The 21020-nt window shown below is 54.2% G+C and carries 23 protein-coding genes, 1 tRNA gene and 1 pseudogene; 15 read left to right on the top strand and 10 right to left on the bottom strand.

Annotated features, from left to right (window positions below):
* From HU748_RS26460 to HU748_RS15470, 4 genes are all read left to right on the top strand, one after another.
* Positions 1–217 (top strand): hypothetical protein (locus HU748_RS26460; protein WP_238343372.1); only part of this gene is annotated, 217 nt, incomplete at its 5' end.
* Positions 195–271: transfer RNA gene (locus HU748_RS15480), tRNA-Val, on the top strand. The genes HU748_RS26460 and HU748_RS15480, both read left to right, overlap by 23 nt.
* Before the next feature lie 153 nt (positions 272–424).
* A complete protein-coding gene (locus tag HU748_RS15475; protein WP_186669068.1) occupies positions 425–994 on the top strand; it encodes an SPOR domain-containing protein in 570 nt (189 codons plus the stop codon).
* A 203-nt stretch (positions 995–1197) separates the two neighbouring features.
* The gene (locus HU748_RS15470; RefSeq protein ID WP_186669069.1) at positions 1198–1623 is read left to right on the top strand and encodes a GTP pyrophosphokinase; all 426 of its coding nucleotides are present in this window, start codon (positions 1198–1200) and stop codon (positions 1621–1623) included.
* Between the two features lie 49 nt (positions 1624–1672).
* Here HU748_RS15470 and HU748_RS15465 read toward each other — a convergent pair whose 3' ends face one another.
* On the bottom strand, positions 1673–2128 hold the full coding sequence (locus tag HU748_RS15465; protein WP_186721000.1) for a MarR family winged helix-turn-helix transcriptional regulator: 456 nt from the start codon (positions 2126–2128) through the stop codon (positions 1673–1675).
* Between the two features lie 105 nt (positions 2129–2233).
* On the opposite strand from HU748_RS15465, the gene HU748_RS15460 reads away from it, so the two are divergent.
* Positions 2234–3217, top strand: coding sequence for an aldo/keto reductase (locus HU748_RS15460; RefSeq protein WP_186720998.1), 984 nt, complete (start codon positions 2234–2236; stop codon positions 3215–3217).
* Between the two features lie 3 nt (positions 3218–3220).
* Here HU748_RS15460 and HU748_RS15455 read toward each other — a convergent pair whose 3' ends face one another.
* From HU748_RS15455 to HU748_RS15445, 3 genes and pseudogenes are all read right to left on the bottom strand, one after another.
* Complete coding sequence (locus HU748_RS15455) at positions 3221–4186, bottom strand: endonuclease (protein WP_186669075.1); 966 nt, start codon at positions 4184–4186, stop codon at positions 3221–3223.
* Positions 4187–4233: 47 nt separating this feature from the next.
* Entirely contained in the window at positions 4234–4473 is a 240-nt protein-coding gene (locus HU748_RS15450) for a DUF1654 domain-containing protein (RefSeq protein WP_186669077.1), read from the bottom strand.
* A 221-nt stretch (positions 4474–4694) separates the two neighbouring features.
* A pseudogene (locus tag HU748_RS15445) lies at positions 4695–5495 on the bottom strand (asparaginase domain-containing protein); the annotation flags it as partial.
* A gap of 271 nt (positions 5496–5766) precedes the next feature.
* On the opposite strand from HU748_RS15445, the gene HU748_RS15440 reads away from it, so the two are divergent.
* Positions 5767–6021: a hypothetical protein gene (locus HU748_RS15440; RefSeq protein WP_186720996.1), complete on the top strand. Its 255-nt coding sequence runs from the start codon at positions 5767–5769 to the stop codon at positions 6019–6021.
* A 191-nt stretch (positions 6022–6212) separates the two neighbouring features.
* Here HU748_RS15440 and HU748_RS15435 read toward each other — a convergent pair whose 3' ends face one another.
* Positions 6213–6653 (bottom strand): helix-turn-helix transcriptional regulator, encoded by a 441-nt coding sequence (locus HU748_RS15435; RefSeq protein ID WP_238343371.1) that lies wholly within the window; start codon positions 6651–6653, stop codon positions 6213–6215.
* Positions 6654–6690: 37 nt separating this feature from the next.
* Between HU748_RS15435 and HU748_RS15430 the strand changes: the two genes are divergently transcribed.
* The 3 genes from HU748_RS15430 to HU748_RS15420 all read left to right on the top strand — a co-directional run bounded on the left by HU748_RS15430 (position 6691) and on the right by HU748_RS15420 (position 8186).
* Entirely contained in the window at positions 6691–7098 is a 408-nt protein-coding gene (locus tag HU748_RS15430) for a hypothetical protein (RefSeq protein ID WP_186720994.1), read from the top strand.
* A complete protein-coding gene (locus HU748_RS15425; protein WP_186720992.1) occupies positions 7099–7686 on the top strand; it encodes an antitoxin Xre/MbcA/ParS toxin-binding domain-containing protein in 588 nt (195 codons plus the stop codon).
* Positions 7687–7964: 278 nt separating this feature from the next.
* Complete coding sequence (locus HU748_RS15420; RefSeq protein ID WP_186720990.1) at positions 7965–8186, top strand: hypothetical protein; 222 nt, start codon at positions 7965–7967, stop codon at positions 8184–8186.
* A gap of 38 nt (positions 8187–8224) precedes the next feature.
* Here HU748_RS15420 and HU748_RS15415 read toward each other — a convergent pair whose 3' ends face one another.
* On the bottom strand, positions 8225–8782 hold the full coding sequence (locus HU748_RS15415; RefSeq protein ID WP_186720988.1) for a hypothetical protein: 558 nt from the start codon (positions 8780–8782) through the stop codon (positions 8225–8227).
* Positions 8783–9264: 482 nt separating this feature from the next.
* Here HU748_RS15415 and HU748_RS15410 point away from each other — a divergent pair, with 482 nt between their 5' ends.
* On the top strand, positions 9265–11754 hold the full coding sequence (locus HU748_RS15410) for an AAA family ATPase (RefSeq protein ID WP_238343370.1): 2490 nt from the start codon (positions 9265–9267) through the stop codon (positions 11752–11754).
* Between the two features lie 297 nt (positions 11755–12051).
* Here the strand turns inward: HU748_RS15410 and HU748_RS15405 are convergent, their stop codons facing one another.
* Both HU748_RS15405 and HU748_RS15400 read right to left on the bottom strand, forming a co-directional pair.
* Complete coding sequence (locus HU748_RS15405; RefSeq protein WP_186720983.1) at positions 12052–12978, bottom strand: hypothetical protein; 927 nt, start codon at positions 12976–12978, stop codon at positions 12052–12054.
* Between the two features lie 83 nt (positions 12979–13061).
* The gene (locus tag HU748_RS15400) at positions 13062–13697 is read right to left on the bottom strand and encodes a DUF2971 domain-containing protein (RefSeq protein ID WP_186720981.1); all 636 of its coding nucleotides are present in this window, start codon (positions 13695–13697) and stop codon (positions 13062–13064) included.
* A 657-nt stretch (positions 13698–14354) separates the two neighbouring features.
* On the opposite strand from HU748_RS15400, the gene HU748_RS15395 reads away from it, so the two are divergent.
* The 5 genes from HU748_RS15395 to HU748_RS15375 all read left to right on the top strand — a co-directional run bounded on the left by HU748_RS15395 (position 14355) and on the right by HU748_RS15375 (position 18357).
* Complete coding sequence (locus tag HU748_RS15395) at positions 14355–14564, top strand: hypothetical protein (protein ID WP_186720979.1); 210 nt, start codon at positions 14355–14357, stop codon at positions 14562–14564.
* Positions 14565–14578: 14 nt separating this feature from the next.
* Positions 14579–14785 carry a hypothetical protein gene (locus tag HU748_RS15390; RefSeq protein ID WP_186720977.1) on the top strand — a complete coding sequence of 69 codons (207 nt, stop codon included), beginning with the start codon at positions 14579–14581 and terminating at the stop codon, positions 14783–14785.
* Between the two features lie 170 nt (positions 14786–14955).
* Positions 14956–17064 (top strand): hypothetical protein, encoded by a 2109-nt coding sequence (locus HU748_RS15385; RefSeq protein WP_202885230.1) that lies wholly within the window; start codon positions 14956–14958, stop codon positions 17062–17064.
* Positions 17065–17163: 99 nt separating this feature from the next.
* Positions 17164–17865 (top strand): hypothetical protein, encoded by a 702-nt coding sequence (locus tag HU748_RS15380; protein ID WP_186720975.1) that lies wholly within the window; start codon positions 17164–17166, stop codon positions 17863–17865.
* 126 nt (positions 17866–17991) lie between these two features.
* The gene (locus HU748_RS15375; protein ID WP_186478087.1) at positions 17992–18357 is read left to right on the top strand and encodes a histone-like nucleoid-structuring protein, MvaT/MvaU family; all 366 of its coding nucleotides are present in this window, start codon (positions 17992–17994) and stop codon (positions 18355–18357) included.
* A 909-nt stretch (positions 18358–19266) separates the two neighbouring features.
* On the opposite strand, the gene HU748_RS15365 is transcribed toward HU748_RS15375, so the two are convergent.
* Both HU748_RS15365 and HU748_RS15360 read right to left on the bottom strand, forming a co-directional pair.
* The gene (locus tag HU748_RS15365; RefSeq protein WP_238343379.1) at positions 19267–20025 is read right to left on the bottom strand and encodes an SDR family oxidoreductase; all 759 of its coding nucleotides are present in this window, start codon (positions 20023–20025) and stop codon (positions 19267–19269) included.
* Positions 20026–20158: 133 nt separating this feature from the next.
* Positions 20159–20962: a MoaF C-terminal domain-containing protein gene (locus tag HU748_RS15360; RefSeq protein ID WP_186478090.1), complete on the bottom strand. Its 804-nt coding sequence runs from the start codon at positions 20960–20962 to the stop codon at positions 20159–20161.
* Positions 20963–21020: the final 58 nt, after the last annotated feature.

The raw sequence follows: 21020 nt of genomic DNA, 5'->3' as shown, positions 1-21020 counted from the left end.
AGAGCACCACCTTGACATGGTGGGGGTCGTTGGTTCGAGTCCAATTGTGCCTACCAAATCGACAAAAAGGGCGATCCGCAAGGATCGCCCTTTTTTGCGTCCGGGCTTTGATCCGGTCTGCAAAGTTTTTGATTTTTTTGAGAAAAAACGCTTTACAGGTGTGCGATCGATCACTAATATGCGCACCACACGACAGGCACATAGCTCAGTTGGTTAGAGCACCACCTTGACATGGTGGGGGTCGTTGGTTCGAGTCCAATTGTGCCTACCAAATCGACAAAAAGGGCGATCCAAAAGGATCGCCCTTTTTGCATTCGCCTCAGGAAACACCGGCCTGGGCGTGACACGCCCTGCGACAGCCTGGCCGTCGGCGCTCCCGACCCGCCATGCTAGAATCCGGCCCTTCGAATCGGGAGATGAACGCGTGCGCAAACTGGCGGTGGTAATGGCGGTGCTGGCCCTGGCGGGCTGTGAAAACGAGGTCGAGGGTGTGCACAAGCAGGTGGCCGAACACCTGCACAACCCCAAGACGGCCAAGTTCGCCAACGTGCGGATCGACACCCAGGGCTCCATCTGCGGCCAGGTCCGCGGCAAGGACGACGCCGGCCAGTTCGAAGCCTATCGCAGCTATGTGGCAATCAAGCACGATGGCCAATACGAAATCCTGGTCGACGACAGCGGCAACAACCTACGCATCCGTGAGATCTGCGGCGGTGCTGAGTTGCAGCGTCGTGCCGATGCCCTGGCTGGCGAGCCGGCCCCGGAAGGCTGGGATGTCGAGGTGGTGCAGGGGCCCAATATGGGCGCACTCACCGACATGACCGCTCGCCTGATCGAGAAGGGCATTCCCTCCTGGGTCGAATACCGCGACGGCAAACCTGTGGTGCTGATGGGGCCGTTCCCTACAAAGGGCGAAGCGGATGCACGCAAGGCTGATGTCATGGCGCGCCTGGGTACCGACTCGATCGTCATCCAGCATGGCGCCAAGCGCTGACGGCTTCTCCCTCATGCAAAGGTTGCAGGCATTGTGGTGTGCATGCCTGTGATGACAAGGATCTGGCGCTGAACATTCATTGGCGCCAGGGCTTTGAACTCGAACGGTATTTTTCCGACTATGCTTCAGGTGACGGTGTATTTGCCGATGCGCCTGCCATCGGGCATCGTCGGTACCCAGAGGGTTGAGTGGGGAGAGGGAGCATGTCCAACCTGGAACGAGCGATCGTAGTGGCGACCAGGGCCCATGAAGGGCAATTCGACAAGGGGGGCGCGGCTTATATCCTGCATCCGCTACGGGTGATGGAGCGGGTCTCGACGCCCGAGCAGCGGATCGTCGCGGTGCTTCACGATGTGCTGGAGGATACGCCGCTGACCCTGTCAGACCTGGCTCGTGAAGGCTTCACCCTGAAGATCCTGGCGGCGCTGTTGGCGTTGAGTCGGCGTGAGGGTGAGCGCTACGAGGATTTCGTCGTGCGCCTGGGCAGTGACCCGCTGGCGCGCGAGGTGAAGCTGGCTGACCTCGCCGACAATAGTGACCTCTCGCGAATCCTGTGTCCGGGGCCCGCGGACATCGCCCGGTTGAGTCGTTATCGTGAGGCCAGCGCCTATCTGCTGGCACTGGCGTGATGGCACCACGCCCTTCGCAGGAGCGCCTGGTTACGCTACGGGGCCGATTCTACAGGGGGGGAGCTTCAGCCTCCGGATCATTGAGCGTGGTCATGCACGCATCCATCAGTACATGCAGCGCGCTGATGCGTTCCAGCCCCAGCGCATCCTGTAATGAATCCTGTGCCGCCTGCCACGCCTGATTACCTTCTTCGCGTTTATCTATCCCTGCCTCGGTGATCTGCACCGCACGGCTGCGCGCGTCGCCGCCTGCCGAAATCGTCAGCCAGCCCTGAGCTACCAACGGTTGCATGTTGCGCGTCAGGGTCGAAGGCTCCATCTGCATGGCCTTGGCCAATTCGCCCGGGCGCAACGGGCCGAGCCGCAGCACGTGGGACAGCAGGGCGTACTGGGTGTTCTTCAGGCCTATGGCAGCCAGGTGCTGGTCGTAGTGACGGGTGACCATGCGCGTCAACTGGCGCAGTTTGAGATTTGTGCAGCCGGAGGGCTTGATTGGTGTGTTCATGTGAAATATTGTACCTGCAACATTTGTATATGCAAATGTTCTGTCAACCGGGAGCGATCATTCCTGGCGGCTGTTGGAACGGTATTCATCAGTTCAGGAGCATTCATGCGTTACACACCCTTTGGCAAGACCGGATTACGACTGTCCCAGCTGGCATTGGGTACAGGCAACTTTGGCACCGCGTGGGGCCATGGCGCCGACCCCGAGGCGTGCAAGGCGATGTTCGACACCTACCTGGAGGCGGGCGGCAACCTCATCGACACGGCGGACATCTATCAGTTCGGCGAATCTGAAACACATCTGGGGCGCTTGCTGGCGGGGCGCCGCGATGAGGTGGTGCTGTCGACCAAGTTCACCCAGGGTGCGTCGCCCGCCGCGGGGGTGCTGACCACCGGCAATAGCCGCAAGGCCATGGTCACCTCCCTGGAGGCCAGCCTCAAGCGTTTGAACACGGACCGTATCGATCTGTACTGGGCTCACTTCCCCGATCATGTGACCCCGACCGAAGAGCTGCTGCGTGGCCTGGAAGACCTCTCGCGATCAGGCAAGGTGCTGTATGTCGGCCTTTCCAACTTCCCCGCCTGGCGTGTGGCTCACGCGGCCACCTATGCCCAGCTTTCTCGCGCCGTACCCATCGCGGCTGCGCAGTTCGAACACAGCCTGGTGCGCCGCGAATGCGAGCTTGACCTGTTGCCGACCTGTCGGGCATTGGGTTTGGGCATGATGACTTTCTCGCCCTTGGGTGGCGGCATGCTGACCGGCAAGTACCGCCAGGGCGAGTCGGGGCGCGCCCAGGGCCTGGGCGGCAAAGTGTTCCAGCCGGAGAATTCGCCGCAGCGCAGCGCGATCCTCGATGCGCTGCTGGACGTGGCACAGGAGCATGGCGTCCCGGCAGATCAGGTAGCGATCGCCTGGGCTGCCAGTCACGACACGCTGCCGCTGATCGGGCCGCGTTCGCTGGTGCAGTTACAGTCGAACCTGGCGGCCCTTGAGGTGAAACTCAGCAGCGAGCAGTTGCAGCGCCTGGATGACGTCAGCCAGTTCGTGTCGCTGCCCGTCGAGCGGACCTCCCGCGCCCCGGTGGCATGAGGGTCAGCGGCAGTTGCCGGCCTTGCGGTAACCGGCGGCCTGGGCTTGCGACTCGGACTCGAAGCTGACCTGGTTCTTGGCTGACACCTGATTGTAGCCAGGGCAGCCGCTGGGCAAATGGTAGAGGTGGCTGTTCTGGTTGCCGATGATCGCACCCGTCACGCTGACCTTGGCCAGGGTAGGCTGAGGTGCGGCCTTGGTAGGTTTGTCGGCAAGGCTGCTGACAACACCGTCGCCGACGGTCTTGTAGCCGGCTGTCCAGCGTCGCTCGCCGCTCACGAACGGGTTGGCGTGCCCCATGATGCCGGCGATACGGCGGTCGCGCTCGCGCTCCCAGGCGGTGACCGGGTACTGCTTGTCCCAGGCCATGAGCAGTTGTTGCTGCTGGCGCGACATGTTCAGGCCATAGCGATCGAACATATAGAAGGTGGTGCGGGCGACCAGGCCCTTGACTTCATCGCGCGGCTCGGCAGCGCGCTGGTTGAAATCGACGCGGGTCTTGCACTGGCCGTACTGCTGCCCCACACCCGAGGCCATGCCATAGTTGAAGTTGCTGCGATCGCCATTCACCTCGCCCACCGCCGGGTACAGGTTGAACAGGTCGGCTTCCATGGCGCGAAATACCGGGTCGTCGTCGGCGCAATGCTCGCGGCCGCCGTTCTTCCAGCACTGGCGTTGATGGCCCAGGGTCCAGGCCGGCACGATGTGTTCCCATTCGGTACGGTCGGCGCGGGTCTGTTGCTTTCGGGCTTGCAGGCCGCAGGAGGCGGGGTCGATACGCCCCCCGGACTTGCCCACCCATGTCCATTTGCAGCCGCAGTAGAGCTCACCCATGGCGCTGCTGGCCTGGTCGAGATAGATCTTCTGTTTGGCCACGACCTTGGCTTCGGCAAAGGTGGCGGGAGGGTTGGCGAGCGCTGGAGTGGCGACGGACAGGAGCAGGGCTACGGCAGACAGCAGTTTTTTCATGGGCGAGCGCAAATCATCTTTCGGTGGAAGAGGGGGCGGGGAAAGGATCAGTCTTCTTTGGGGATGGTCCAGAAGATCTGAATACCGCCATCGTCGCGATGGGCGAGGGTGACGTTGTCGTTCTCGGCAATTTCCTCGAGCAGCGTTTCCCAGTCATCGGGGGACTCGTGCTCCAGGCGGAAGATCAGCGCTGCTCGGCTGCGCTGGGCGGTGGGGCTGTTGATGATCTTCTGGATGCGTACGCCGAGTTGTTCATAACTGCTGGGCGCTGCGGCGGGGCTGGCCATGGAGCTTTCCTTGTTTTGCTGTATGTGCGTACAGTATTTCACTGTCAGTTTTTTCGCAACAGCGTGTCAGGCAAAAAGCATCTATGGCGCTTGGAGGGGCTGGCACGAGTAGGCCGCCCCGAAGGATGAGGCTGCCGCAACCTCTAGGGAGAGATCGCGGCAGCTTTACTCTTTACATCGTGAGCCGGGCCGTCATACCTGCAGCCTTGCTCATGGCTGGATCAATATTCCCAGAAGATCCGCTGCAGCTCCTTGCTGTCCTGGGTCTTGGTCATGGCCACCATGGCCAGGATCCGCGCTTTCTGCGGGTTCAGGTCATGGGCCACGACCCAGTCGTTCTTGTCGTCCGGCTGCTCGGCGTTACGCAGCACGAAACCGCCCTGGTTGACGTGCGAGGAGCGAATGATCTGTACGCCGTCCTTGCGCAGTTCTTGCAGTGCCGGCACCACGCGCGACGACACCGAACCATTGCCGGTGCCAGCATGGATGATCGCCTTGGCACCGCCCTGGGCCAGGGCTTTGTACGCGGTGTCGGTCACGTTGCCGTAGCCATAGGCGATGTCCACCTGTGGCAGGCTGCTGATCTGCTTGATGTCGAACTCGGAGTTAGTGGTGTGGCGCTTGGCTGGCAGGCGGAACCAGTAGGACTTGCCCTCCACCACCATGCCCATCGGGCCCCAGGCGCTCTTGAAGGCTTCGGTCTTGATGTTCACCGACTTGCTGACATCGCGACCGGACTGGATCTCGTCGTTCATGGTCACCAGCACGCCCTTGCCGCGCGACTGCTTGTCGCCAGCCACAGCCACCGCGTTGTACAGGTTGAGCATGCCGTCGGCAGACATCGCTGTGCCCGGGCGCATGGAACCGACGACCACGATCGGCTTGTCGGTCTTCTCGACCAGATTGAGGAAGTAGGCAGTCTCTTCCAGGGTGTCGGTGCCGTGGGTAATGACGATACCGTCGACGTCCTTGCTGTCGGCCAGTTCCGCGACGCGTTTGGCCAGCTTGAGCAGGTCGTCGTTCACAGGTCTGTCACACGCAACGGACACCTCAGTGCCAGTCTCTGCGGACGGACAGCTTGAATCACGTTTCGCAAAGATTTCCCTAAAGAGACTGCACGGAGTGAGATAAGAAGCTTGAGGTTGGTATTTGAATTGCTGAATAAGAAGCCTGTTAAAAGGTTGGTGGTCAGTTATCGATTTCTAGGGTGGACTAATTGTCTCCGATGTGTTTCGATTTTGTGGGTTGTCAAATTAATATAATTTAGAAGAAAGTAATTAAAAGGAGGTTTAGGTGTCGGGATTTTTATTTGGCGCTGAGTGCGTAGAAGATGTATGTGCGTTTTTGATGGTCGTTTCATCTAAACTCAGAATCAAGAGTTTTCAGTTCTCGCAAGGTGAGTTTTTCTCAGACTTAGAAGGAGAAATTGATGTCGACAGCACGCTAGCTAAGCTGGTGGAGCTGGCGCTAAAAGCAGATGATGGCCACGCTATTGTCGAATCTTTGCGAAGGAGGGGGTACGCTGGGGGTAAAGTGACGTATATATAAATTTGTGCGTCATGAATCAGCCCTGTCGGCAGCCTGGCTCGCACGCTAAATAAGTTTAGATGCGTGCTCTTTGAAGAGGCAAAAAAATTTGCCCAGTTCGTTTAGCTGCCCATGGGGAGAGTTTTATGTATGTGCGGTTGCGTGTCGAACTGGTGGACGACTAAAGATTCAGATGGGGTCAATAATATTAATTAAATACCTGAGGTTTTTTTGAGGCTTCTTAGTTCCAAAGTCGCGGCTTTCATCAAAGCCTCCGAATTTTGGCCGGTGTGTTTCGCTTCAACTATTGCCAACAAAGTCATTGGGCTTACACGCAGAACATCACAGAGATCACGGACCATTTCGATGGTCGGTGTCTGCTTTGCCTTCTCGATATTGCGAATGTAGCGCTCTGTTGCAGAGGGCTGAAAAGCCTCCTGTGTGAGACCTCTCATGAGGCGCAGTGAGCGGAAAACGCTCCCAAAGGCTTCGTTATAGTCCATGCCGCAATCGCCTAAAAGCGAGTATTCAACACGTTGCGCTGGCGAAGGAACAGGAACTATAATTCCGGTTGTAGGGTTTTTTTGCGTTTTTCTGCTTATTTTTCCTGCTGGGCGGGCTTTTGGGGTGGTGGCGATCTCATGGCTCTCCAAGAAGGTCCCTCATCCCGGTCACCATAGGGTCAATAATATGTTCGAAACCAACGACCAAGCACGGCTGCAACCCAGCATCTACTTCGTCCCTGAGGAGGGCACCCATCAGTGGGCATACATCTCCCAGACAGCAAACAACGAATGGTTTTACGTCACATATGAGACAGCCGACGAGGCGGTCGTCTGCCGGCAGCAGATGATGATACCGATCGCACCCTATGTGCTGGCCTTAGCGACCAGGGATGCCCCGGAAGCTTTCATCAGAAGCATCCAGCTGGTTTCTCCGCCATGGCTAAACGGAAGCGACACTTGGCTCATGGAGGAGGTGAAAGAGATCAGATTGATTGGGCCCAAGTACGTATATGAGCTAACCGATGGCAGAGTTTATCCTTCTGAGCTTTCGGAGATCTCAGCTAAGACCATGTGGTCTAAGGGGGACAGTTAAATGTATCGTCCTCTGGAGTTAGGACTCGTATCCCGATATTCGAGCCTCTTCGGCAACCCGCGAGCCGCTGAAGAAGATTTTTCCTTCGAATGCATGAATGGCTGGCTGGACCTTATTTCAGCAAACCTTCAGGTCGTCGAGCGCTACGCAGAGTTGGAGCGATTGAAGATCGAGATTACCCAAGTCAAAGAGAAATTCGGATTGCTGCGTGTGTATCACCGCGGCGGCGACGAGGTTGTTGATCAGCTTCTCGATATTGCTGAGCTGGTCTCGGGGTTTGTTTGTGAGGTCTGCGGGGCTCAAGGCCGCGTTGGTGAGCAGCAAGGATGGCTTCGTGCCCGTTGTAACTTGCATCATGAAAAATGTGAGCCCAACTCACTTCTCAGTAGCAAGAGCGGCTATATAGATAGCTACGTGAAATGCGTAGCGCTCTTGCTTTGGTTCTTCAAGGGTAGCTCAGTAAGCTGGGTAAATCAGCAGTGCCTCGGACTCGGTGATCGACGCCCACTTGAACTTCTCGCTTCGACTGAGGGGTGTAATGAGGTCTACACACTGATTCGACGGTTGGAGAGCGGGGTGGCGCTGTGAAGCTCCAGGCCCTCTATCACTCTCACACGGTGATGGCCAACCACCCTGAGCTTGAGTGCTTTCTCCGTAAGAGGTTCGATTGGGAGTTTGAACGAGGTAGGGTAGATTTTCAGCGGGTGCGGAGCGTGGTTTCATCTCCAAGACTAATGTCCTACAGCGTTCGATGCTTCAGCCATCCAGGGCTGATGATCGCGGGTGAGTCCTATCTGAGCCTGCATACCATGATTGCTGATGGGAGCCGGAGAACCTATGCTATCTCTATGCAGGATTGGCTTGAAATGAATGATGTCGTCGATAAATTTGATTGGTGTGAGCCCTTTGATAAGACAGTAATGAATATCCAGGTATGGCCATTCAGGCCTTGCGAGTTGGACCCATTTGCCATGGCGGTAGCTGTGAGTCTCAGCTTTACGCCAATGGAATTGATGGCGGAGTCAAGAATATCTTCGGCAATAGACGAGATGATTGCAGAGTGGGGTTACTATGCTGATGACTTGTAAGTGTAGCGGCGATGATAACGATGTCCTATCAGTTGTAGCTACCGAATCCCCTGTTGGGCTTTTGATTTGATTGCGGCTTTGCATTTCGCAGATAATTCTGAAATTCTTAGCGAGGCCTGAGCCGCTTTTTCATGGAAGTTTTTATATTTTTCATAGGGTTCGTCGTTCTCAAGGAGGGATGTGACTTCAGTGAAATTCCCCCAGAAGATATTCATTTGGCCATAGATTTCTTCTGTAAGGCTATAGGCGTCGTTAAAATATATTTCGATTGTTGCTCTGGCGCTGTCTAGGCGTTGGCAGCTTTCGAGATATCGCTTGTCATACTCAAGCTTGCTGGTTTTAGCGTTTTCCATGATGTCTAGCGAGGTAAGCGAATACTCGCGACATATGAAACTCAGAGCTTTGTGTGCTTCCGCATAGTTAAGAAGCATCTCTGTGCGCCGCTTTTCGTCAGTAGCGGCTTCAATTTTGAGAGATTCGAGATGAAACTGTGCCGCTTGAGTTTCACGCGCCGCACGTATCTGTGCCCTAGATGCTAAGCCTGCGCCGAGTAATGCGGAAGCTGCCGCGATAATGGCGGTCAAGACTGCTAACACTGATAGATTACCTGCGATGAGTTACGAATTTTGGTGGACCACAATATCGAAAATTCCAGGCCATTGACAGGATCAGCGGCCCGTCTCATGGAAGCTTCGATCGCGACCTAGCGTAGCTGCGCAATGAAGTCATCGTGACTGGTCGCGCCCGCCGACCTTGGGGCGGGCGGTTGTGTGGATTCGCGGCTATACATGTTGACGAGGTTATAGCCGATGGGGAGGACAGTATGAGTTCCGCTCGACACGATTATCAGCAGTTTGTCGCATGGCTACATGACCCGGAGCGCGGTGCAACCGAAGACACGCGGCGGCTCGCTAACCTGATCGAGGGCAATTTTGAGGCAGTGTCCGCCAGCTCCCGCAGTCAGAGCAGGCGCTCAGTCACCTTAGCCCTGCTTGCCAGAGAGTCAATGCTGGCAACCAGTGCAGCTCCACCAGCATTCACTAATGTCACGCGGACCGGTGCGTGGTCGTGGAGTGCATTGAATAGCTTGACTGTAGGGCCTTTCAGAGGTTTCAGGGCACCTGAAACCTTCAACTTTCCTAAGCGCATTACAATGTTCTACGGCCCTAATGGCAGTGGGAAAACAAGCCTATGTGAGGCGCTCGAACTGGCTTTGCTGGGTTCTGTAGACGAAGCTTCAGCTAAGCGCATTCCGGCACAGCGCTACTTTGCCAATCTGCATGAGGGCCGATTCGCGGCGCCAGTGTTGGAAGTCCGAAGCGGCGCGGGGGTGTCCTCTCAAGTGCAGGTGGATTCGGAGGCCCATCGGTTCTGTTTCATCGAGAAGAACCGAATCGACAGTTTTTCCCGCATCGCTGCGAAGACAGCTGGCGAGAAGAAAGACCTCATAGCATCGCTGTTTGGTATGCAGCAGTTCCATGACTTCGTATCTAATTTTAATGAGTCAATGGATGCCCAGTTGCGGCTCATCCCAACTCGGCAGCAGGAATTGGTGACGCGACGAGGCGCTCTGGAACGTGACCACCAAACGGTAGGCGGTGAGGCTCAAGCATTTCAGGCGATTCAAATCGATGAGGCTGCTTATGCAAGTACTTTTTCGGAGGGGCTTACATACGCAGGCCTTCTTGCGCTAGTCGGAAGTGATCAGAATCCAGGTCGCCTTCAGTACCTAAATACACAGCTGGACGCACCAACACCTAGCCTGTACGGAGTCAGTAGTGCTGCTCTATTTGATGCCTACCAGGCAGCGGAGAACCAGCAAATTCGGCTTCAAGACATCACGAGGCGACTTACAGCTAAGACTGGCGAAACTTCGTTCCAGGCGCTCTATAAGGCTGTACTGGATCTTCAGTCTACGAACCCTGATAACTGCCCAGCCTGCGGCACGCCGATCAATGGTGATTATCGTGCTATGCGCAATCCGTACACAGACGCCCGGGAGGGACTTACTCGGCTACGCGAGCTTGCGGACTTACAGGGTGAACTGGTGGGCAGTCGGCGTATCTGGGAGAATGCCTCTAGGGCTTTAGAATCCCTGCTTACTCATTTTGCGCAGCGAGTCGGAGCCAGTGCCGATAGCCAAGACGAGCGTGTGCTCTATCTCTTTGCGCCTGGTATTGATCACTCCAGGCCCTGGTGGCATGACAGCTTCGTTAAAGCAAATGGGTCTCAGTCGATGGCAGAAAAACTACTTGATATGGCGAGAGACTGCGAAAGGATAGACGGGCAGACGAACCTTCTGCTTGCTAGCCGAGCGCAACTGGCTGAAGAGCGGGGGAGACTCATACAGGCGAGCCAAGCTATAGCCGGCTTCCAAGTCCGACGTATGGAGTTAGCGCGCCAAGTTAGAGACGCTAGACAGACGATTGCTGGCTTCGATCAGGCGAACGCAGAACTTATTCAAGAAGTGGAGCGAGAAGCCGCTGAGGTTGTAGTAGAGAAGCGGATCAAGGTGGCCTACGATGATTTTTTGCGTTTGCTCAGGCAGTTCCGGGCCGAGCTGCCAGGCACTCTCATTGCGGGGCTCAACACTACCGCGTTGGAGATCTATAACGAATTCAATCAACGGGATCATGACGGAGACAAGCTTGCTGCTCTTCATTTGCCTCTAGATGAGGATAGTCGTATAGAACTGGCTTTCCGCGCAGCGCCCAATACCAATGTGGATGCCTTGCACGTCCTTAGCGAAGGCCATGTAAGGTGCCTGGGAGTCGCTATTTTGCTAGCGAAGGCGCTGCACGTTGAAGCTCCATGTATAATATTCGACGATGCTATTAATGCAATTGACACGGAGCATCGTGAAGGCATCCGTGAGGCGATTTTCCAAAGCGTACGCTTCGCAAGAACTCAAATTATCGTGACATGTCATAGTAGTGAGTTTATCAAGGACCTGCAAAACCATGTTGGAGTTGGCCAGTGGACTGCTTACTACTTCATGCCTCATATCGGGGATCACCGCCCTCGGGTGAAAGGAAACGAGCATTCATTCAATTACCTGGCCCAAGCACGGGCCGCGCTGGAAATGGGGGATTGGCGGAATGCTCTTGGCGCATCTAGGCAAAATCTTGAGGTGCTCACTGACAGGGTTTGGAAATGGCTTGGCAAGCACGATCTAGGTCAGTTGACCATTCCTATAGCGGGGCGTGGTGCGGAGCCAGCATTGCGGAATTTATGCGAAGCTATCAAGAAGCGGCTTGATGATGCACGTACATTTGTTCATCAAGATAAGCCTGCGTTAGTACAGGGTTTTGGCTCTATCCTAGGCGTACCTGCGCCCTCAAATATTTGGCTTTATTTGAACAAGGGCATACATGAGGAAGCAAACCGAGATGATTACGATCCCAACCTTGTCCGAGTTGTAGTGGAAACTCTTGAGGCGATGAATCAACTTCAGCTTCGATCAATGCCGGTTGACTTAGCGGCCATAGCTCAAGAGGCAGTTAGCGCTGCGCTTGCTTTGAAGGGAGAGGCCCCGGTGCAAGCGAGCAAGCAACCTCCATTGTATTGAGCGGGCGAGGTCAGCCTCCGCTGTGCTGACCTCGCTTCTTGGCGTTGCCAGCACTGATCGTGATAGCTATTTTCAGCGTTCGACATCATATAAATACTCCTGTAGCAAGGGTTGATACATCGTCACCGGCCAAAGCGCCGGGGCATATCTCGCCACGCCGCACCCGTGCAAACCCCCAAGGCACGTCGACCGCCCTCCGAGGGGGGCGATTGGTTTCTCGGGAATTCGTACATTGCCTATGCGGGAAAGTGCTAGCTGGTACTTTCTTCATACGATTTTAGTTCATGTTAATATTATTTAACTAGCTACTTGGGCGGGAATAATAGTGTCTGGGTAATAGTACGTACCCTCTAACGGACGGTCGGTCCTTTTTAGGCAAGTGACTTCAACTTTATTGTTGTGGCGAGACAGGAAGACATTCAAGTCATGTGTCAGGTCTTCCTGCTTAAAACTACGATCTAGATAATTAAAACCTTCGAGGTGCCTATCGCCATTTTCTTTTGCCGTATAGAAAAGAGGCTTCAGTAGGTCGAATGCAGTCATGGTTTGCCATGGGAAGCTAATGACGCCAGTATGGACTAAGTTGTTTGACCAGTAATTTATATCCTTAATAATTGCGATGCTCATTGGAATTTTGGCGTATTTTTTGTATCTTCTATGAGAGAAAAAGTTCAATAGATCCGCTATGGATAGCGGATACGGTTTGATCTCTCCTTTCCTTCTACCTGACAGGCATTCCGTTTTCGCATCTATAAAGCCAATCATATTTTTAAAATAGATCTCGACGGCAAGCCGTAGCTTTAATGGAGCCAGAGACAGCTCTAGATCCCCTTGATAAAAATTTGGGATAAACTTGCGAAATGAAGAGATTGCTGATAGATAGAGGTTTTGGCTTGCGATGTAGTTGTCGCCCTGAGTTCCGCCCTTTAGCTTTATGGATTTGGTGATTTGGTCGAATGTGGTTATGCCTTTACAAAACTCTAAATGAACTGCATCTTCTTTGAATAGTTCGTAGGCGGGGTTTAATACTTTCTTTAGCTGAGTTTTGATCGCTTTGAGGTGGGCACTAATTACACGGCTTTCATCTTGCGCTAGGTTTCCTCTGAAAAGGGCTTGCGAAAAAGCCTCGTCATCTTGGAAGCAATTTGGTATGTCAATCGCATCTATTTTTATTTGTGCATCCCAAAGGTTTGCTATATGGATTGCGTTGGATAGCTCTTTCATTGATTAATAGCCTTATGCTTAGTTCAGGGAGTTGCTATTGGAATGCTCGCCACAATCTTCCCGGTCGCGCTTTAGGGGGGCAGTTATTCCGTCATATATGGTAGTCCCTGGCATAGTATTGTGAGTGGCATGATTGAGGAAGGGAAGGATTTGAAATCTTCGCGTTCTTCGTGAAGTATCCTTCGCAGCTTTTTCGCTTCAGAGATATTTTTTACTAATACCGTGTGAGGGTCCGTTGGTAAGGAGAAATTTCCTTTCCTTCGCCACTCTCTTTCATGTACCCAATTTATTCCTTCTCCATCTACTCCTTCTAGACGCACAACTCTCCAGAGTTCTTCATTTGGGATGCTAATTTTACGAAGCTCTTCATTAGAAAGGTACATGACGGGCCTGCATCCGTTCCTATATGCAAAAGTCTTTGAGACTATGATGCCGTATGGCTCGTAGCGTGGGCTATCAACTTTTGTATTGCTTGAATTTAGTATGTACTTCAATGCTGAAAATGGGACGTCCATGAAACACGCTGCCTTGTTGGGGCCCTTAATGAAACCCTTTTCCTTGGTGCTGCCCCATATTTTTCCGGTCTTTAATATGCTCACCAAGTTGTCGAAAGCAGAGTATCCATCCTCAGCTTTAGTGTTTTTAGTTAAATGGATTAGAAAAGGAGAGAGATCGGGGCGCTCGATGAATGGCAGGCTGTTCGACTCTTTGATCTTCACGACGACATCCTTGTTGAAAGGTAGGAATTCACGAAGTTGACGCGAAGGGTGCTCCGCAGAGTAGTATTGTACCCGGGCGTTGGCAGTTTGTCATGGAGCTGAAGCGTTTTCCTGCGTGTTATGTGAGAGGGTTTGCCTGTTGTATGTTAGAGTCTGGGTAAAGAGCATGTCCCGAAGATGAATATCTCAAAAAATTCGATGGTTTTTGTGATAATAAAAATGCTTGGCGTTATGATTGAGTGTCAGCGTTTGATGGTGTTTTTGTGAGTTTAATAATATGGGGTTAATTATTAATTGGTTTTCAGGTGTACGCTAGAAGGGTGGCTGACTATACTTTAAGATTACGGGCGGTAACAGGGGATGTGGTAGGTTTTATGACCGCAGAGGTTAGGATGGGCTTGATGTTACTCCTGATGGGACTGAATGATGCGCCCCGCTATGCAGGATTGGATTGGATTGATGGGTAATACATTACCGGTGATGGTGCACTGGCATAGCAATTGTGCCTTCAAGCCTGAAGGCTGACCAATACGGGGCTCTGCCGATAACATCAGTACAACTCAACAAAGCCTGAGCAGAGCTGTAGGGCTGCGATCTGCTCATGCTTCGATCCTGGCGGACTATACTGATGATCGAAAAGACTGGGGCATTTTGGCTGTGAAGCGTACCATCAACGGCTTGGCTGAAGCGGGCGAGCCGCTCATACAGCAAGCACTTGATTCGCTCAGGCTTGCTCCTGAAGCGGAGGCTGCGGGCTTTCCAGGGGATGAGGTGCAACGCCTTTACCTGTTGGCGGATTCGCTCTACCAGGCGCTCGTTGATTTTCAGCTTTTGAAAGACGGCACGCTTAAGTCGCTCATTCACTGATGGATTATGACGACATGGCAAAAAAAGCACCGCCTCTTTACCCTGACCACCCAATGTACACCGACGCTGTGGACGCGATGAGGCGGTATCACAGCGCGGTTGCCTCTGGCTCCTCCTCGGAAGAGATCGAACGGTTGCGTCAGATTGCCGAGTCGCAGTTTCAAGCTCTAAACGACTACCAGCTCGATGCACTGGCTTCTCATCCGAGGAAGGCGCACTGACTAGGGGCAGGTTGAGCCTCGGTAAGCACCCAACGCATCACCATCTCGATATCAAGAAGTCTCAAGCGCAGCTATCTGCTGAAGGCGTCCATTCGCGCTGCTTGCGGTCTCTGAGTAGAATCCTTTCTTCCAGCCAATCTACACCAGCCGCGAGTGAAAGGGAGAACGCTTTGAGCGTGAAGATTTTCTTAGACAATGAACTGTCAGTTGCCTGCATCCCGCTGACAGATTGGGCTCCGCCGCTGGTCGAACAACTGGAACGCTACTTTGAGGTTCGCGATTGCGTACTTCAGCTGGACTACGCCCACTTGTCTACTGAGATACCGAGCGATATGTCCAACTGGCTATGGAGTTCGTTATCAGATCGTGAGAGCTTTGCGATCAAATTCGAGCACGCAGCACAGAAGGGGCCTATAGCACTGACCCTCACAATCCTCGGGCATGGGACCATTGGGATCAGAGGTTCATCTTCTATATTGGACATGCATGCTTATGATGGCGCCGGAGAGGCCTTCAGAGATGATGTGTTACAGGGCTCCCCCCGAGCGTTGCGTGAAACCGTCCTGGCGGAGATCTCACCCTCTGCGACATGGGTGAGTTGGCTACTTGATGGCATTTCATCCTACCGGTCTCGCTTTCTGGATGATCGGGAAATGATGGCGGCGCTGGTGGCCAATACGTCCAAGGATGATTGCGCTAAAGGTCTCCAACTAGTCGTTCCCCGTCACGGTCAGAACGGATGGGCCTTCGAGCAGTTGGTCGAGAAGCATTGGCAGTATGTGTGCGACCACCTGGAAAAATATGTCGACAATTCAAGCAGCGAGGTCGCTAATCTCGTTTTCTCGCTGTATGCGAACTCATCAAAGGTCCAGGAATCTCGGTGGGCGTGCGAGCGGGTGCTTGATCGAGCGGACTCGACGAACTTTTCTCGGCTGATTCAGCACTGCCGTAAGCTCGCAGCGGATGATGTGCGAAAGTTGCTTCTGCATTGGCAGGCCCGTCCGAAGACAGTGAAAAAAGACGATTTCAAGAATAACGTTGCCAAAGCCTGTTCAACGCTAGCTTCATTGTTGGGAGAAAACATACCCTCGGATATTGTGCTTGCTGCGCTCTGGTGCGAGATTGGGGTCCCCGCCCGATCCGGTCAGCAACGCGTGGCCGCAAGCATTAGAGAATTGACATCCGCGGTATGGGGCAGAGAAACGTTTTGGAGCCAACTGGGTCCAGCCGCCCGCGAGGCCTGGCGGCAGGATCTTCTCGACCAGGTGAAGGGTGATCCAGAGCTGGCCCAGGGGCTTCTCAAATTCGCCTGCCTTTGGCTTGAGCAGGCGGCGTTCGCCGAGGTTGAGCCAGTACTTCTGCAATTGTTGGATGACGAGGAGCATCTGGCTTTTTCGAATCGCCTCGCTAGCGCTGGGCCTAGGCATGTGCAGCTGAGGGCCATGGGGCTGGTGCGGTCAAGTCGGGGAGCACTAAATCTGGAGGCGCCGGTAAGCCAGAGTGAGAGTTCCACTGCGATGCCCAGCGTCGGCGCACGAACATGGCTGGGTGACCCGTCTGTGGAGCGTGTAATCCATAGCGCGCTCAGCCAGGTCGAGGAAGAGTTTTGCCGCGAGTATCCTGCGGTTTGGGGGGAGGATGAGGAGGCCCATACGGCACGCCTACTGGCTCTGACGCGTGAGGCAGTGAGCAACGCGAGCGACCAGTTGCACCAGCTCTCAATGACGACGCGGGGTAAGTATCCAAGCCTGTCTGTGAGTTTGCGTCAGCCCAGCAAGCGAGAGGAAGGGGCACGCACGGCCGCGGGGGCTCCTCTAGGGGCCGATGTGCTGTTCCTGACACGGATCGTGGACGAGGGCAAAACGGTGATCCAGCGCGCCACTCTTGTACAGGTGAAAAAGCGTAGCGGCACTGGCTCGGGAAAGGGCTTCAGTTCGACGATAGGCATCAACCTCGGGCAATGCGAGGATATGCTAACGCAGTCAGAGCACTCTTATTATCTGTTTGCGACGCCGGCCTCACCGCGCCCCACACTCTGGGTTGCTCCCGCCCGCCTCGTTAGGAACCTGACCCAGCTACATACAAGCAAAGCCTCTGTAGTGGCGATTCAGGTACGGGATGCAAGTTGCTCTTACGCGGACTTTTTCCTGTACGACCTAGTCGGTCTGTGGGCTGGCGACGAACATGAGCGTATCGTCGCGATCGCCAATGGCGATCCCCGACACGGGCGAACGCCTCGCCACATCGTCGAAATTGAGGTGCGACGCCAATCGGATTGAAGGGCCCACAATTGACCATGCTGCTGCAAAAGGTAGGTATCGGCCACAAGCAGCTCCCTGTATGGCATAGTGCCTCCTCCATATCGAGAGGGGGCTTCGATGAAGTTCAAAGAACACCGTGAAGCGTATTCCTATCCTTTTGTTGCGCTAACCGGCACCATCGGCCAGCACAGTTGTATAGAGTTCAATACCTCGTCAAAGCTGGACGCATATCACCACCAATTGTTGCGTTCCCCGCAGGACGAGCAATCCGTGCTCGGCTATCTCAGTGTGCTGTACTGGGGGCATTACGCAACCTCCAACGGCATCGCAAACCACAATCGTGCTTTACCCAAAGTTCAGACAGCCATCAACGGTTCGAGCTTTATCCGCAAGGGTGTGAACATCAGACGACGTGGCCTGGTTGACCTACCACCCCATCAAGCCGTTCGATTGATACGCGAAGCAATCACACTCGTTGACTCCGCTCGATATGGAGAGGCGATACGTGTGCTGTGCACCTTGCCACAGATAAAATTCGCGTTCGCATCGAAAATCCTTGCATTCATATCACCCAGCACATGCGGAGTTATTGATTCTGTGATCGCCAAGAAAAATCCAGAATTCGGTTTTAAGTTGAGCGGAAAATATGTAAGCGCTGTGCTTAATAATTTTCAGAATTATGAAAAATATTGTGCCTTGTTGTTAGAAAGGGCAGAAGCTCTGAATGAATTTGGACCAACGGCACACTGGGTAGACCGGGATGGGCAGAGCCATCCTTGGCGAGTCCTGGACGTTGAACGCGCGTTTTATGCTCGGTGAGGCACTCTTCATATGAGCGGGTGTAACCCGCGGCCCCATCAGTGCGTCAAACTTGTTTGTAACCCGTTGAGCTGTAAAATTCCTGCGTGCTGGGTGCAGCATCCCACATACATAAGGAATGTCACCATGTCGAGATTGGCCGAATACCGGAAGCTTGAGCAAATGCTGGCTGCCCAGCTGGCTGAGCTTGAATCCATGAAGAATGATGAGTCGCTGAAGCGCGAGATCGATTTCGAGAAGAAGCTTCGAGACCTGCTGGAGAAATATGGGTTCAGCCTCCGCGATGTGATTAATATCTTGGACCCACAAGCTGTACGCCGCACCCCAGCAGCCGCGCCAGCAAAGGTCACTCGTAAGGCTCGGAATGTGAAGGTTTACCGTAATCCGCACAACGGCGAGCTGATTGAGACCAAAGGTGGAAACCACAAACTTCAGAAGCAATGGAAGCAGGAGTACGGCGCTCAAGAAGTCGAGTCTTGGGTCGGTAAATGACCCTGTCGGCCATGCTGAAATTTGAAAGGGCGCTTTCCAGGCGCCCTCACGTTCTCTAGAAACTGCTGAAGTTGATGCGAGGGTCGAGCGCAATCGAACCTGGATCCCCGGCTATCATCCCGCCATCAACGGGTATGACGGCTGCATTAACGTATGAGGCTTTTGGGGATAGCAACCACGCAATCACGTCTGCAACCTCTGATGCTGTTGCTGGCCGACGTGATGGAACGAAGGAGGTTGCGCGGGCATAGGCTTGTTCACGGTCCAAACCGAGCGAAGCGCCATATTCCTGAATCTCCATGTTAGCCATTTCGGTTCGCACCCACCCAGGACAGACTGTGTTGGCTCGTACGCCTTGAGGGCCGTAATCAACCGCGACTGACTGTAGCAGCATGTTGAGACCGGCTTTCGTCGCGTTGTAGCCAGGGATTTCGCCGGTAGCTCTGAGTGCCGCGACAGATCCGACGCCAACGATGGCACCGCGAGAGTTGATCAGGTGGGGCATTGCAGCACGTAGGAGCTTGAATGGGCCAGTTAGATTGGTGCGTACCATGTCATCCCAGTCGCCATCCGAAAGCGCCCCAACAGGGCCTGCTCTGACAATTCCAGCGTTTAGAACAAGGCCGTTCAGACCGCCAAATTTTCCAATGGTCGTATTAACAAGATGAGCTAGATTCTCTTCTGACGACGCGTCCGCTACCAGAGCGAAGGCCCCTGTCTCGTCGGCCACGGATTGGAGCGGGGCTAGGCGTCGACCGCAGATCACTACGTCCCATCCATCTGAACGGAGTGCTTTTGCAGTAGCCGCTCCAATGCCTGTACCTCCACCTGTGACAATTGCTATTGGGCGTTTCGTCATTTTTAATCCTCAAGGTGCTCGGTGATTGCCGGCCGCTCAGGGAAGACCGCTCAAACGAATTTGAGCGGCGGGAGAGCAGAGCGAGCTAGGTATCCGAAGTCGGCTACTACGCTGGTACCGTTGATAGGGGCGCTTACGGGTGATGCTAGAAAGACCACGTGACGAGCGAGCTGCTCGGCCTGCATAACGGGTAGGCCAGTACCCTCAAAACCATCTGGGCGGCCCAGGTCGGCTCGCGACATCGGAGTGTCTACTACGCCGGGGCAGAGACAATTGATTCGTACGGTCGGGTGGTCTACAGACAAGGCCTTTGTGAGCATCAGTACTGCCCCTTTTGATGCACAGTAGGGAACCATCCCCTCAACAGCGACCAGTGCGGAGTCAGAGGCGAGGAAAACGATGCTGCCAATCTCGCTTTTACTTAGTAAGTGGAGGCTGTGTTTGGCTGCCAGGAAATTGCCTCTGACATTAATCGCCATCACCCTATCCCAATCGTCCGCAGTGATCTCGATCGAGGTGCTTCCAACAGGGCCAGAGATTCCTGCGCATCCGATCAGCGAGTCCAGCTGGCCAAAGATACTCTCAGCGTAAACAACAGCATTTTGGATGTCGGTTTCTGATGTTATGTCAGCCTGAAAAAACGCCACGGCGTGCCCTTCTTGACTGAGCTTCCCAGCTATCTTTGCGCCAACGACGTTTCGATCGGCTATTAGTACTTTCGCGCCCTCATCGACCATAGCTCGCACGCAGGCAAGGCCTATGCCCGAAGCGCCTCCAGTAACCAGAACCACTCGACCACTTAAATGCATATCCAAGATTCAAACCTCCTGAGCTTTCTGAACCGGAGGAGGCGGCGAGAGCGCTTTGCTGCGTCACCACCTCATTGAACCTGTTGGCACCAAGGCCGCAGGGGGGGAGCGAACCGCATCACCCCCCCTTCATTTAGCCTTTGGAGTGATCGTCAGGATAAACGGTGGTGTTCATTACGCTGAGGCGGGAGTTGAATGGCAGCACAAGCAAGCTATTCAGAGTGTCATCCCAGCCATACATGCGGCCAATCGATCGCTCTTGTTTCAGGTCGATCAGCAGGACGGCTTCCACAGTCATCACTTTTTCAGTCCAGAAGAAGATGTACAGGTCTTCTGCGACTTTCCAGGCTTTACAGTGGTCTGTATCGGCCAGACCCACCTCTCCGCCGCGCAGGCAGTGCCAAGTGAATGTTCCCAGGTTCAGGTAAATATGCTCGTAGGTTTCGATGTCGCTATAGCGATAGAAGATGCGCTTGCCAACCAAGCCATCGGAGCGCTCGTGTTTTATCTCTTCACCGTTGATATTTGCAAAGGTGAAATCTGTGACCGCTCTAGTTTTGCCTGCGACTTCCACGAAGCGCGAAAGGCCCGTGGTCACGGCTCCAGTATTCTGATCGAGGATGATGGTCACGTTCTCAGCAGCCAATCCCGCGCCGCGTACGAAGTCGATAATGAAAATTCCGGGGCGAGCTTCAATCGCTTTGTACTGAGCGGTGCCGCTCTTGTGATCTGCACCCTTGCCGGCAGACCAGGTTAACGACTCCTGATCTTTGAAGACGTACTCAACGGACTCATCAGGTTCATCACCGACCTGAAGAATAGTGCCTGCGAGTGCGGAGGATGCTGGGAGTGTTTGCTTACCGAAGCCGTCCAGCATTACCGATACCGACGGCCACTGATCTTCTGGTACGAAATCTTGCGTAGATGCCAAAGCCATGATTTTTATGCCTTGTTGTTATGGATTAGAGGTGCTGCTGCCTGGGTAGATAACCGCA

Source organism: Pseudomonas sp. RW3S2 (assembly GCF_014268955.1).
GTDB classification, from domain to species: Bacteria; Pseudomonadota; Gammaproteobacteria; order Pseudomonadales; family Pseudomonadaceae; genus Aquipseudomonas; species Aquipseudomonas wayambapalatensis.
Note: the sequence above shows the minus strand (reverse complement) of the source record. Positions and strands in the feature narration are given on the sequence as shown.

Excerpts from the sequence above, each read along its gene's own strand:
- HU748_RS15450 (WP_186669077.1), bottom strand. The coding sequence starts at position 4,473 with ATGGCCAGCCCCGCCGCAGCGCCCAGCAGTTATGAACAACTCGGCGTA.
- HU748_RS15390 (WP_186720977.1), top strand. The coding sequence starts at position 14,579 with ATGGCAAAAAAAGCACCGCCTCTTTACCCTGACCACCCAATGTACACC.
- HU748_RS15420 (WP_186720990.1), top strand. The coding sequence starts at position 7,965 with ATGAATGATGTCGTCGATAAATTTGATTGGTGTGAGCCCTTTGATAAG.
- HU748_RS15405 (WP_186720983.1), bottom strand. The coding sequence starts at position 12,978 with ATGAAAGAGCTATCCAACGCAATCCATATAGCAAACCTTTGGGATGCA.
- HU748_RS15430 (WP_186720994.1), top strand. The coding sequence starts at position 6,691 with ATGTTCGAAACCAACGACCAAGCACGGCTGCAACCCAGCATCTACTTC.
- HU748_RS15425 (WP_186720992.1), top strand. The coding sequence starts at position 7,099 with ATGTATCGTCCTCTGGAGTTAGGACTCGTATCCCGATATTCGAGCCTC.
- HU748_RS15465 (WP_186721000.1), bottom strand. The coding sequence starts at position 2,128 with ATGAACACACCAATCAAGCCCTCCGGCTGCACAAATCTCAAACTGCGC.
- HU748_RS15470 (WP_186669069.1), top strand. The coding sequence starts at position 1,198 with ATGTCCAACCTGGAACGAGCGATCGTAGTGGCGACCAGGGCCCATGAA.
- HU748_RS15365 (WP_238343379.1), bottom strand. The coding sequence starts at position 20,025 with ATGCATTTAAGTGGTCGAGTGGTTCTGGTTACTGGAGGCGCTTCGGGC.
- HU748_RS15360 (WP_186478090.1), bottom strand. The coding sequence starts at position 20,962 with ATGGCTTTGGCATCTACGCAAGATTTCGTACCAGAAGATCAGTGGCCG.
- HU748_RS15380 (WP_186720975.1), top strand. The coding sequence starts at position 17,164 with ATGAAGTTCAAAGAACACCGTGAAGCGTATTCCTATCCTTTTGTTGCG.
- HU748_RS15375 (WP_186478087.1), top strand. The coding sequence starts at position 17,992 with ATGTCGAGATTGGCCGAATACCGGAAGCTTGAGCAAATGCTGGCTGCC.
- HU748_RS15460 (WP_186720998.1), top strand. The coding sequence starts at position 2,234 with ATGCGTTACACACCCTTTGGCAAGACCGGATTACGACTGTCCCAGCTG.
- HU748_RS15455 (WP_186669075.1), bottom strand. The coding sequence starts at position 4,186 with ATGAAAAAACTGCTGTCTGCCGTAGCCCTGCTCCTGTCCGTCGCCACT.